The sequence below is a fragment of the Mesorhizobium sp. LCM 4576 genome (genome assembly GCF_001854815.1).
In the GTDB taxonomy this organism is placed as follows: Bacteria; Pseudomonadota; Alphaproteobacteria; order Rhizobiales; family Rhizobiaceae; genus Mesorhizobium; species Mesorhizobium plurifarium.
In genome coordinates, this window is record NZ_MDDT01000024.1 from 147845 (window position 1) to 160284 (window position 12440).

The following is a 12440-nucleotide window of genomic DNA, read 5'->3' on the forward strand; positions in this document are numbered from 1 at the left end:
GACTGAGCCATGAAGATCACCGACCTGCGCTGCGCCATCATCGGCAAGCACCCGATCGTCCGCATCGCCACCGACGAGGGACTCTATGGGCTGGGCGAAGTCGAATACACGAAGACCTATCTGAAACCCTTCGTGCTGCACTTCCGCGAGGCGCTGATCGGCGAGGACCCGACCGACGTCGAGCGGGTGATGCTGAAGATCCGCCAGCGCGGCTCGTTCAAGCCCTATGGCGCGGCGGTGAGCGCCATCGAGCATGCGTTGTGGGACATTGCCGGCAAGGCCGCGGGCGTGCCGGTCTACAAGCTGCTCGGCGGCAAGGTGYGCGACAAGGTGCGCGTCTATAACGGCTCGATCCGCCGCAAGCGTACGGGTGACCGGCCGGAGGACTACGCGGCCGACGTCAARTGGATGATGGAGCAGCCGCAGAACTTCTTCATKGTCAAGCAGGGCATCTCGTTCCACTCCAACATGAAGGACAGCGTCGAGGGTTTCCACTACGGCGTGACGCAGAAGAAGGCTGGCTATCACGGCGCGATGGATCAGGGCGTGATCAGCGAGCGCGGTTTCAATCACATGCTCGACTGCGTGATCGCGATGAAGGAAGTGCTGGGCGACAAGGTGAGCCTGGCGCTCGACTGCGGGCCGGGCTGGATGCTGCCCGATGCGATCAGGTTCGCCCGGGCGGTCGAGAAGTACAATCTGATGTGGCTCGAGGACATGCTGACCGGCGACTATGTGCCGTGGGTCAATCCGCAGGCCTATCGGGAGCTGACCACCTCAACCTCGACGCCGATCCATACCGGCGAGCAGATCTACCTGCGGCACAATTTCAAGGAACTGATCGAGACCCAGGCCGTGCGCGTCATCGGCCCCGATCCGGCCGACATAGGCGGCATTGCCGAGCTCAAATGGGTCGCCGAGCACGCCTATATGCACTCGATCCTGATGGCGCCRCACGGTACCGCCAACGGCCTGCTCGGCCTCGGCGCGCTGATCAATGTCTGCGCCACCTTGCCCGCGAACTATATCGCCTTCGAATATCCCAGTGCCTCCGACCCTTGGTGGGAGGATCTCGTAATCGGTCTGCCGCAGCAGATCGTGAAGGACAGCATGGTGGATCTGCTGGAAGCGCCGGGGCTGGGCCTCGATATCGACGCCGAAGCAGCACGGAAATATCTCAAGGAAGAGGATGCGGGCTTCTTCGACTGAGCTTCCTGRCAACCCGGCCTTTGGGTGCCGGGGACTGCGGCGACTGTGAGGTCGCCGATCAGTTCACTGTGTCCGCCAGTCATGCTCTTGCCGGAACCCGAGGACGTCGCGCAACTTCCGGTTCGAGATCGGTCCTTCGAATACRTCCATGGCGCGGGTGACCGGTATGTTGGGCGCATGCTTCTTGAGAAACTCCGCCGTCGGCAATTCAGACACGATGTTGTCGTTGACGGCGTTGAATATCTGGAACCCCAGGCTGTCCTTCTCGATGCACAGGTGGACGACCTGGCCGAGATCGCGCGCGTCCATATAGGTCCAGGCGTCGCGCCGCCGCTTCGAGGGATCGGTCAGGAATTCCGGAAAGCGGGCATAGTCATGCGGTTCGACGACGCCGCCGATCCGCAGCGCGTAGATGTCGGCTCCCGTGCGGGAGGCGAAAGACCGCGCGATCCTCTCGCCCAGCAGTTTGGAAAGGCCGTAACTGTCGGTCGGATCGGCGTCGTAATCCTCATCCACCGGGAACGACGTGAAATCGCGTTCACCTTCGGCAAAACAGACGCCGTAGACCGTTTCGCTGGAAGCCGTGACGATCTTGCGGATGCCGAGCTTGGTGGCGGCCTCGATCACGTTGTAGGTCGACTGCACATTAGCCGCGAACATGGCGTTGTCCGGCCGCAGGAATATGCGCGGCAGCGCCGCGAAATGGACGACGGCGTCGACCGGGCGGCGGCCCTTGCCGCCGAAATACTMGCTGAACCCGAAATGCAGCGTCAGCGCATTGTAGGCTTCGCCGGCGTCCGCAAGGTCGGTGATGACGGTGTCGACACCCGGCACATCGAGCGGCGTCAGGTCGAGGTTGAGAACCTGGTGCCCGCGCTTCAGCAGATAGGGTATGACGTGGCGGCCGATCTTGCCGCTGCCGCCGGTGAAAACGATCCGCTTGCCCATAGCATCCTCACAACGGGTTCATCCGATCGAACAATGGCATCCGGCCTGCAATTCCCGTGATCGCTATTCAAAAATGCCGAAGCCGGGCACGGCGTGTTTATGGACGCCATCCATGTTGAGCTCGACGCCGATGCCGGGTACGTCGGACACGGCGATATGCCCGTCCTCGACGATGGACCTCGCGCCGTTCGGCAAGCGGACATAGCTGTCCCATGCTTCCCGCTCCTCGAGCGCGTGCCATTCCAGAACCAGGAAGTTCGGCACGCTGGCGCAGACATGGCATGTCGCCATCGTGCCCAGCGGCGTCGAGACCAGATGCGGCGCGAAGGGCACGTAGTACATCTCGGCGAGGTTCGCGATCTTGYGGCTTTCCGCCAGGCCGCCGCATTTCGGCACGTCGGGCATGACGACGTCGGCGCCGTAATTCTGGAACAGCTCGCGGAAGCCCCAGCGCAGGTAGAGGTTTTCGCCGACGCAGATCGGCGTTTTCGTACGCATTCTGATCTGCTTCAGGGCCTCGACATTTTCCGCCGGGATCGGCTCTTCAAGCCACAGAAGATTGAAGCGCTCCATCTCGGCGGCGATGCGGCTGGCGCTGAGCACGTCATAGCGCRCATGCAGGTCGATGCAGAGATCGATGTCGGGGCCGACCGCTTCGCGCACCGCCGCCACACGCTCCACCATGAAGCGGAGTTCCGCGCCGTTGATGGTGTGGTTCATCCGGTCGAATTTTGTTGGATGGTGCAGATTGTCGATGTCGAACTTCAGAGCGGTGAAGCCCTCCTCAACCATGCGGCGGGCGCGGGCCGTACATCCTTGCGGCGATCCCGATTCGTCATCGCCGTCGCCGCAATCGGCGTAGAGCCTTATCCGGTCGCGGAACTTGCCGCCGAACATGCGGTAGAGCGGCTGGCCGGCGGCTTTCGCCGCCACGTCCCATAGCGCCATTTCGAGCCCGGTGAGGGCGATGAGAAAGACGCCGGCCTGCGCGCCGGAAAACACGTGATCGCGGCGGATCTTGTCCCAGCAATATTCGACATTGCGCGGGTCCTCGCCGATCAGCTCCGACTTCAGCTCCGAGATCAGCCCGACGATTGCGGCCGCGCCCGCATCGGGATTGGCTTCGCCATAGCCGGAGATGCCGGCGTCCGTATCGATCCGGATCAGGGTTGCCCTGCCGTGATAGGCGACGACCGCCGTCTTGATGTCCACGATCTTCATCGGATCCTCTCCCCGTCATGGCGCCGCGCTTGCAGGGCGCAAAATTTCGCCTAGAAGCTAACTTGTCTAATAAGCATACAAGATTGAATATTGAGACGTAAACCCCCTTTGAAAGGTTTTGCGCGGCGGACCTTTGATGGCGCTCACTAGCATTGAATTATTTGATGAATTCATGACCCTCGATCAGGAATCGCGATTCTCCAGAAAGGCACTTGTTAGACGAGTATATAAGCGTATAAATTCGATGAAAGCAGGGCTTGACCCATTCACGCCGCCAACCGGGAGGAAAAGAATGCAACAGCGACAGCTGGGATCGTCGCCGGTGAAGGTATCGGAGATCGGCCTGGGGACCTGGGGTATGTCCGGCGCSTTTTGGGGCGCGGCCGACGACAAGGAATCGATCCGGGTGATCAGACGCGCCCTGGAGCTTGGCATCACGCTGATCGATACGGCCGAGGCCTACGGACACGGCCATGCCGAGGAGGTCGTCGGCGAGGCGCTGGCCGGCCGCCGCGACAAGGCTGTCATCGCGACCAAGGTCGCGCCCAATCATCTCGAACCCGCCGCGATCGAGGCGGCGCTCGACGGTTCGCTGAAGCGCATGCGGACGGACTATGTCGACGTCTATTTCGTCCACTGGCCGAACTCGGATTTTCCGATCGGCCCGACCATGGAGATGATGGAGCGGCTGCGCGCGTCAGGGCGCATCRAGGCAGTCGGCGTCTCGAATTTCAGCGTCGCCGACATGGACAGCGCCCGTCAGCATGGCGTCATCGACGTGCTCCAGCCGCCCTACAACATGCTATGGCGCGAGGTCGAGGCCGAGACGTTGCCCTATTGCCGCAAGCACAATATCGGCGTGATGCCCTATAGTGGCCTGGCCCAAGGACTGCTTACCGGCACGCTGTCGCCCGACACGAAGTTCGTCGAGGGTGATGAGCGGCGCACGACCGTTCTGTTCCAGCCGGGCACCTATGAGCGGGCGGTGAATGCCGTCGACCTCCTCAAGCCGATCGCGGCACGCTACGGCAAGACGGTTCCGCAGCTTGCGATACAGTGGCTCACCAGCAGGCCAGGCGTCAGTTCGCCGCTGGTGGGCGCCCGCACCGTCAAGGAGCTGGAGGAGAACGTCGAGAGCGCCGGCTGGACGATTTCCGACGCGGACATCGGCGCCATCGACAGGATCACCGCGCCGGTCTGGGCGGAAATCAAGGACAAGGGCGACATGTTCGGTTTCCGCGCACGCCAGCGCCAGGAACAACAAGCGAAGAGGGCCTAGCTCACTTCAGCGGGATTGCTCACGTGTCCTCCCGGCACGCTGCGGCGCGGCCAGCGCAAATGCTGGCTGCGCCGCTTCTTCAGCGAGGCAGGCCGACCGCGGTGGTCTTCTTGAGGTGCCGGCGCATCGCTTCCTCGGCCCGCTTTTCATCGCGCGCCACGAGCGCCTCGTAGATTGCCCTGTGCATTTCAGTTGCGGAGGGAAGCGCATGGGGCATCTGATTGCTGATGCGCCTGCTCGCCATCTGCCACCACCGGGACGAATACATGAAACGGTCGAGAATCCTGTTCTGCGCCGCCCGGCAAATCTCCATGTGGAAATCGAGGTCGAGCTTCAGATAGGCGTCCGGATTGTCCTCGCTTGCCGACATCGCCGCCAGCAAGGTGCCAAGACGCTCGAGCTTTTCCTTGGTCATATGCTTGGCCGCGATGGCGGCGATGGCTGGTTCGATGATTATCCGCGTCGCATGCGCTTCGGCCAGGATCTCGCRCATCTGCTCGGGCGGCAGCCAGTCGATGAGCAATGGGCTGAGATAGTCCCATTCCTCGGCTGGGCGCAGCACCACGCGCCGCCCTTGAGCGATCTCGATCATATCGAGCGACGCCAGGATCTTCAGCGCCTCTCGCGCGACCGCACGCGAGACCCCGAATTCCTGGAGGATCTGYTGTTCCGACGGTCCCTGTCCGCCCGCGACACCGCCGCTGGCGATGCGACGCGCAAGCACGCCCGCCACTTGCTTGGGCAAAGTTTGAAGCTTGACCTCGACGGTATCCATCACTAACATCCACTTGTCTGATAAGCTTATAGGCTGATAGCTAGATATGCAGTCAACTTATCTCATAAAAACGCTCACTAGCCTATAACACGGCCTGCGGAAAGGGATCGAGGCGGTGTCGAGCCGCCATTCTCTGTCGCCGCCGTCCGAGATCACGATCGATACGCCTGCGCAACCGAGCGAGGCGTGTTGGAGCGCAAGTGCCGATCGCCCGGACGTTGCAAGCGTCGTTCGGGACCAATCCACGCAGCCTAGCGGCGGGAGGAGCACGCCGCTGGCTGCCGAGGCTGAAAGTCGTCGGCCGTCCCTGGATGGACCGACCAGTCAAACCAAGGAGGAGATTGTGATGTCCGGAAACTTATCGAGACGCAAATTCCTGGCCGCGAGCGCGGCAGTGACGGCCGGCTCGCTTGCCGCGCCGTGGGTTGCCAGGGCAGACGCCAAAGAGATCACCGCATTGCTGATCACGGGCGGCCCGCTCTATCCCAAATACTGGGAGAAGATCGTTCAGGACTTCACCGCCAAGACCGGCATCAAGGTTCGCTACGACCTTCTGGAATTCACGCCCCTGACGGCGAAGGTGGTCACGTTGAGCGCGGCGCGCTCGAGCCAGTACGACGTCTACAGCACCCACACGGCGCAGATCGATTCCTATTTCAACCATTTCGCGCCGCTGAACAGCTATTTCAGCGACGCCGAACTGGCGGATTTCTATCCGGTCGCGGTCAAATATTTGCGCGATCCCAAGACGGGAAATCTGGCGGCGATTCCGCGCAACATGGATGCGCGCGTTCAGTATTACCGCAGCGACATCTACCAGGAGAAAGGCTTGAAGCCGGCCGAGACCTGGGAAGAACTCGTCGATGTCGGCCTGAAACTCRCCGGCAACGGTCACTATGGCCTTGTCGTGCCGGGGCAGGGCGATCCCGCCCAGCGCACTTTCAGCGACCTGCTTTGGCAGGCTGGCGGCGACTGGGTCGACCAGGCGAACAAGCCGGCATTCAATTCCGAAGCCGGCATCAAGGCGCTCACCTTCTACCGCGATCTGATCCAGAAGCACAAAATCGTGCCGTCCGATGCCGTTGGTTATCAATGGAACGAGAACTCGACCGAATTCTCGTCCGGCACGGTCTATGCCACTTTCGATTGGCCGGGCGCCTTCGCCACCCTGTCCAATCCGGAGACCTCGCGCATCGTCGGCAAATGGTCGACAGCTCCCTACGTGCGGGACAAGGCAGCGATTTCATGCGCCATCTCCCATGCCATGGCGCTGAATGGCCAATCCGGACGCAAGGACCCCGCCGTCGAGTTCATCAAATACACGGTCGGTGCGGATGCCCAGCGGCTGCAGTTCGAACAGTTTACCAACTTCCCGAGYAGCCAGGCGATTGCCAAGGAGGTGATCGCCGCGGCGAAAGGCCCGCAGGCCACATGGCTGCAGCAGCTCGAGACGACGATCGCGAACGGCAAGGAATGGCCCAAGCTTGCCGGGTTCTCAAAGGTCTGCACCTTGATGTTCTCGGCCATCGAGCAGGCGCTGTCCGATCAGGTTTCGCCCGCCGACTCGCTCAATCAGGCGGCGACGGAAGCGGAAGAGATCATGCGCCGGGCCGGAGCTTACGACTGAGAATGTCGGCCGTCGCACAGCACCAGGCGCCAGGGCGCCGGCGACGTTCGCCGCTGCCCTACACCTGGCAGAGAGGCTACCTACTGRCCAGCCCGGCGCTCCTCGTCATGCTGGCCATCCTCATCTATCCGCTCGGATACTCCTTCATCATGAGCTTCTTCCGCTGGGATTTGAGCGGCTCGGCGCCATTCATCGGGACCGGAAACTACACCGACGAGCTTTTCGGCCGACAGTTCAACCAGGCRCTGCGAAACCAGACCATTTTCAGCGTCGTTTCCATCACGATCGAAGTGGTGGCCGGCATGGCGATCGCCGTGCTCGTCAACGGCAAATTGCGCGGCATGCGCCTTGCGCGCACGTTGCTTTTGGTCCCGCCGATGATCGCGCCCGCCGTCGTCGGCCTGAACTTCCGCTGGCTGTTCAACACCCAATACGGCTTGGTCGACGCGTTGCTGCGCATGTTYAACCTGCCCGACATCCCGTGGCTCAACCATCCGGCCTGGGCACTCGTCTCGGTGATCGTCGCCGATGTCTGGCAGAACACGCCGCTGATGGTGCTTTTGTTCCTTGCCGGCCTGCAATCCCTGCCGCAGGAGCCGCTCGAGGCGGCCACCGTGGACGGYGCCACGCCATGGCAGCGCTTCTGGCACATCGTGCTGCCGCTGATGCGTCCGGTCATCATGATCGCGCTGATGCTGCGCATCATCGACACGTTCCGCACCTTCGATGTTGTCTGGCTGATGACCCAGGGCGGACCGGGCGGCGCCACCAACCTGCTCACGGTCTATTCCTATCTGCTGGCGTTTCAGGCGGTGGATTTCGGACACGCGGCCGCAGTCTCCTACATCGCGCTGGGCATGTCGCTGTTCGTGCTCGCCCTGCTCTACGGAGTGCCGTGGCTTATTGCGAAACGGAGGGCGATATGACCGAAGCCGTTATCGTCGGCGCGCGTGCCAAGCCAAAGCGGCGGCGCCGCCGGTTCACGGCGGGGATCGCCGGTCAGTATTTGGCGCTGGTCCTGACCGTCGCCCTCACCGTCTTTCCGTTGGTGTGGCTGTTCCTGACCTCGATCCGCAGCTCGRCCGACATATTCTCGGTTCCGGTGCACATCATTCCCGAGACCGCGACGCTGACGCAGTATGTCTCCGTTTTCGCCCAGTACGACACGATGGGCTATGTCTGGAACACCGTCATCGTCTCGGTCGCGACGGTCGTCCTCGTCCATCTGCTGGCCATTCCCTGCGCCTATGCGCTGTYGCGCTTCAGGATGYCGGGCGCCATGCTGATCTTCGGCTTGCTTTTGATCATGCGCATGATCCCGGTCATCGCGCTTGYCATCCCGCTCTTTGCCGTGTTTGCCGCCATGGGTCTGCTCGACACGGTCTGGGCGCTGATTCTCAGCCATACGGCGGCCAAACTGCCCGTCGCCATCTGGCTGCTTCTGGGCTTCATTCAGGACGTGCCGAAAGAGATCGAAGAGGCCGCCCAGTCGGACGGCGCCGGCACCGTGCGCACGCTGGTCCAGATCGTGGCGCCGCTGATTGCGCCCGGCATCGGCGCCAGCGCCGTCATCACCTTCCTCTTCACCTGGAACGACCTCTTGCTCGCGCTAACGCTGACCTCGAGCAAGGCCGCGCAGACGCTGCCGGTCGGGCTCACCAATTTCGTCTCGCAGTTCGGCATCGACTGGGGCGCCATGTCGGCCGCCGGCGTGCTCATGGTCATCCCGACCTTGGTGTTCGTCTGGTTTGCCCAGGGGCTGCTGGTCAAAGGCCTGACCACCGGCGCGGTTCGCGGCTGAGTAGCGGACATAGACCACAGGGCGCTCGACGGCTTCGCCGAGGGCGACTGAGTGACGATCGATGAGGTTGGCGCCTCACCGCACATTGGAGGAAACGGAATGGAAGCTGACCAGATACCTGCGATACAGGACATTTCCCGGCCGCCGCGAGAGCTGGTCGACGCGCTGGCGGCGATCGGTTCGGCGACGCTGGCCAGCGAACTCTACCACAAGATGGRCATTCGCGATCCGCAGATCCGCGGCCCGCGTCCATTGCGTTCTGGCAGCACGGCGGCAGGCCCCGCCCTTACGCTCCAGTGCATGCCGAAGCGCGAGGATCTGTACAACGAGACGGAGTATGAGGAGCCGGAGCGGCAACTGCACCGACACGTGCTTTATCCCACCCAGCCTGGGGACATGGTGGTGGTCGACGCCCGCGGCGATCTGGRCAGCGGCATCTTCGGCGAGATGATGCTGACCTATTTCGCCGGGCGTGGCGGCGCCGGCGTTGTCGTCGACGGCTGCATTCGCGATTCCGCTCAGGCGGCGGCGCTCGACATCGGCATCTGGGTGAGGGGCGTCACGCCGAATTTCCACGCCCAGACCAACATCGTCCCCTTTGCCGTCAACGTTCCGATCGCCTGCTCGAACGTGCTGGTCATCCCCGGCGACATCATCGTCGCCGACGACGATGGCGTGGTCGTCGTGCCGGTTGGCCTTGCTGCCAGGCTGGTCGAGCTCGCGGGCGAGCATATCGAGTGGGAAGAGTTTTCGCGCTTGCGGCTCGCGCAAGGAGGAGACCTGCGGAAATACTACCCGCTGAGTCCCGAGGGCGAGGCTGAATACCACGCATGGCGGCAGGCTCAACGAAAATGAGCCGTGYCGGTACGGGAGAAGAATAGGTGTCAGCAATCGAGATAGAACAGCTCGGCAAGAGCTTCGGCGCGGTGGAAGTTCTGCGCGACGTCAACATCGAGATCGCCAGCGGCGAGTTCGTGGTCCTGGTTGGTCCGTCAGGCTGCGGCAAGTCAACGCTGCTGCGCATAATCGYGGGGCTCGAAGAGCATACGACTGGCGAAATCCGCATCRGCGGGCGCGTCGTCGACGAGATGCCGGCCAAGTCGCGCGACATAGCCATGGTGTTCCAAAGCTATGCCCTCTATCCGCATATGAGCGTGGCCGACAATATGAGCTTCGCGCTTCGGCTGGCCAAGGTTCCCCGGGAAGAGATCGTCTCCAGGGTGAAGATGGCGGCCGAAATCCTCGGTCTGCAGGACCTGCTCGGCCGCATGCCGCGTCAACTGTCCGGTGGCCAGCGCCAGCGTGTCGCCATGGGCCGCGCCATCGTCCRAGCCCCCTCGGCCTTCCTGTTCGACGAGCCGCTCAGCAATCTCGATGCCAAGCTGCGTGTGAAGATGCGTGCCGAGATCAAGAAGCTGCACCAACGGCTGGGACGAACCAGCATCTACGTCACGCATGACCAGACCGAGGCGATGACGCTCGCCGACCGCRTCGTGGTGCTCAACAAAGGCCGCATCGAACAGATCGGCACCCCCTCCGAACTCTACGAGAATCCGGCCAATCTGYTTGTCGCAGGCTTTATCGGCTCACCGGAAATGAATCTCATCAACGGTCGCATCCAGGGTGGCGCATTCATCGCGGAGCAGGGCCTGCGCCTGCCCTTGCCGCACGAGACAGGGGATAGGCAAGGTGTGGTTTACGGGATTCGGCCCCAGCACATCGCTGTCGGTGGAAGCCACGCAAGGGCGAGAGTCCAGGTGGTCGAGCCGACTGGTGAAGCGCAGGAAATCACCTTAACCGCCGATGGCGTCGACCTGATGGCGGAGATTCGGGACCGGCCACCCTTCAAGCCGGATCAGGAGGTGAATCTGGAGATCATGATGCATAAGGTGCATCTGTTCGACGCGCAGAGCTGCAGGAGGATAGACTAAGCCTGTCCTCTCCGGGCTGTCCCGGTTCGAGTGTGCTATGCCGGCGGCGTCCTGCCAGTGATGAGATCCGCTGCCTTTTCGGCGATCATGATCACCGCTGCGTTGGTATTTGACGACACGATGCGCGGCATGACCGAGCTGTCGCAGACGCGTAGGCCATGCAGGCCGCGCAGGCGCAACTCGGGATCGACGACGCTGTCGGCATCGCCGCCCATGCGGCAGGTGCCGACCGGATGATAGGCGCTGCGGCCATGCTCGCGGGCGAAGGCTTCGAGCGCCGCACGGCCCTTCGTTGCCGCGCCCGGCAGATGCTCGCGGCTGATGTATTTGGCGAAGGCCGGCTGTGACAGGATCTCCCGGCTCATCTCGATGCCGTCGATGGCGCGTTCGAGGTCGTAGCGTTCGGCGAAGGGATTGGGGTCGATGACCGGCGCGTCGCGCGGGTCCGCCGAGCGCAGAGTGACGCTGCCGCGCGAACGCGGCCGCACATGGTAGGAATTCAGCGTGCAGCCGTTGCCGCCGGGGACCGAGCCTATACCCTCCTCGACGCCGGCGCCGGGCAGGAAATGGAACTGGATGTCGGGCGTCTTCTCCGCGCGATCGCCCCACCAGAAACCGCCTGCTTCGACGATGTTGGAGGCAACCGGTCCCTTGCCGAAGAGCGCGTATTCGAGGCCGGCGACGGCCTGCCAGCGCTTCTTCTTGTAGCGGTCGATGCCGTGCGGCCCGTTAAGCTCGGCGACGACGTCGACATCCATGTGGTCATGCAGGTTCTGGCCGACATTTTTCAGATCGTGCACAATTTTGATGCCGTGCTGCCCTAGCTGCGCGGCCGGGCCGATGCCGGACAGCATCAGGAGTTTCGGGGAACCTATGGCGCCGGACGTGACGATCACCTCGCGTTCGGCGCGCATGAGCTCGGCGCGGCCGTTGACAATGATCTCGACGCCGACGGCGCGGCCGTTCTCGACGACGACGCGGCTGACCGTGGCGTCGGTGCGCAGCGTCAGGTTGTTGCGGCCGAGCGCCGGCTTCAGATAGGCGACCGCCGTGCTCGAGCGCTTCCCGTTGCGTGTCGTCGTCTGGTAGAAGCCGGCGCCTTCCTGCTCGCCGGCGTTGAAGTCGGCGCGGAAGGGCAGGCCGGCCTGCTGCGCCGCCTTGACGAAGATCCTGGTCAAAGGATGCGGCGCGCCGCTGGAAACGCCGAGCGGACCGTCGATGCCGTGCCGGGACCCGGCAAAAGTGTCGTTGCCCTCGGACCGGGTGAAATAGGGCAGCACATCGGTGTAGCTCCATCCGGCGCAGCCGAACGCGGCCGCCCAGTCGTCATAGTCCTGCGGGCAGCCACGCGTGAACACCTGGGCGTTGATCGAGGAGCCGCCGCCGAGCACGCGCGCCTGCGGATAGACCATGACGCGGCCGTCGATCTCCTTGCCGGGCGCCGCGTCATAACCCCAGATCAGCGGTCCCGACGTCATCTTGAAGAAGCCGACCGGCATGTGGATGTAGCGGTCGGTGTCGGGCGGGCCAGCCTCGAGCAGGACCACCGATAGATCGGGATCCTCGCTGAGYCTCGCAGCAAGAACGCAGCCCGCCGAGCCGCCRCCAACAATGATATAATCAGCCATTCCTGCTCCTTGCCGAGGCGA

Annotated in this window: 11 protein-coding genes; 7 read left to right on the forward strand and 4 right to left on the reverse strand. The window is 63.0% G+C overall.

Annotation, left to right across the window (positions count from 1 at the left end):
• Positions 1 to 9 precede the first annotated feature (9 nt).
• Positions 10 to 1209 carry a mandelate racemase/muconate lactonizing enzyme family protein gene (locus tag LCM4576_RS13790; protein ID WP_071032578.1) on the forward strand — a complete coding sequence of 400 codons (1200 nt, stop codon included), beginning with the start codon at positions 10 to 12 and terminating at the stop codon, positions 1207 to 1209.
• 63 nt (positions 1210 to 1272) lie between these two features.
• Here the strand turns inward: LCM4576_RS13790 and LCM4576_RS13795 are convergent, their stop codons facing one another.
• Both LCM4576_RS13795 and LCM4576_RS13800 read right to left on the reverse strand, forming a co-directional pair.
• Positions 1273 to 2157 (reverse strand): NAD(P)-dependent oxidoreductase, encoded by an 885-nt coding sequence (locus LCM4576_RS13795; RefSeq protein WP_071032579.1) that lies wholly within the window; start codon positions 2155 to 2157, stop codon positions 1273 to 1275.
• A 63-nt stretch (positions 2158 to 2220) separates the two neighbouring features.
• Positions 2221 to 3378, reverse strand: a complete 1158-nt coding sequence (locus LCM4576_RS13800; protein WP_071032580.1) for a mandelate racemase/muconate lactonizing enzyme family protein — start codon at positions 3376 to 3378, stop codon at positions 2221 to 2223.
• Between the two features lie 292 nt (positions 3379 to 3670).
• Here LCM4576_RS13800 and LCM4576_RS13805 point away from each other — a divergent pair, with 292 nt between their 5' ends.
• Positions 3671 to 4657, forward strand: a complete 987-nt coding sequence (locus LCM4576_RS13805) for an aldo/keto reductase (RefSeq protein WP_071032581.1) — start codon at positions 3671 to 3673, stop codon at positions 4655 to 4657.
• Positions 4658 to 4736: 79 nt separating this feature from the next.
• Here LCM4576_RS13805 and LCM4576_RS13810 read toward each other — a convergent pair whose 3' ends face one another.
• Positions 4737 to 5432 (reverse strand): FadR/GntR family transcriptional regulator, encoded by a 696-nt coding sequence (locus LCM4576_RS13810; RefSeq protein ID WP_244510798.1) that lies wholly within the window; start codon positions 5430 to 5432, stop codon positions 4737 to 4739.
• Positions 5433 to 5778: 346 nt separating this feature from the next.
• On the opposite strand from LCM4576_RS13810, the gene LCM4576_RS13815 reads away from it, so the two are divergent.
• From LCM4576_RS13815 to LCM4576_RS13835, 5 genes are all read left to right on the forward strand, one after another.
• Positions 5779 to 7059 (forward strand): ABC transporter substrate-binding protein, encoded by a 1281-nt coding sequence (locus tag LCM4576_RS13815; RefSeq protein ID WP_083361398.1) that lies wholly within the window; start codon positions 5779 to 5781, stop codon positions 7057 to 7059.
• A gap of 2 nt (positions 7060 to 7061) precedes the next feature.
• Positions 7062 to 7985 carry a carbohydrate ABC transporter permease gene (locus LCM4576_RS13820; protein ID WP_157901214.1) on the forward strand — a complete coding sequence of 308 codons (924 nt, stop codon included), beginning with the start codon at positions 7062 to 7064 and terminating at the stop codon, positions 7983 to 7985.
• Positions 7982 to 8860: a carbohydrate ABC transporter permease gene (locus LCM4576_RS13825; protein ID WP_083361400.1), complete on the forward strand. Its 879-nt coding sequence runs from the start codon at positions 7982 to 7984 to the stop codon at positions 8858 to 8860. Before LCM4576_RS13820 ends, LCM4576_RS13825 begins: the two co-directional genes overlap by 4 nt.
• 99 nt (positions 8861 to 8959) lie before the next feature.
• Positions 8960 to 9715 (forward strand): ribonuclease activity regulator RraA, encoded by a 756-nt coding sequence (locus LCM4576_RS13830; protein ID WP_071032584.1) that lies wholly within the window; start codon positions 8960 to 8962, stop codon positions 9713 to 9715.
• 26 nt (positions 9716 to 9741) lie between these two features.
• Entirely contained in the window at positions 9742 to 10791 is a 1050-nt protein-coding gene (locus LCM4576_RS13835) for an ABC transporter ATP-binding protein (protein ID WP_071032585.1), read from the forward strand.
• Positions 10792 to 10826: 35 nt separating this feature from the next.
• Here the strand turns inward: LCM4576_RS13835 and LCM4576_RS13840 are convergent, their stop codons facing one another.
• Complete coding sequence (locus LCM4576_RS13840) at positions 10827 to 12419, reverse strand: GMC family oxidoreductase (protein WP_041010138.1); 1593 nt, start codon at positions 12417 to 12419, stop codon at positions 10827 to 10829.
• Between the last annotated feature and the right edge of the window lie 21 nt (positions 12420 to 12440).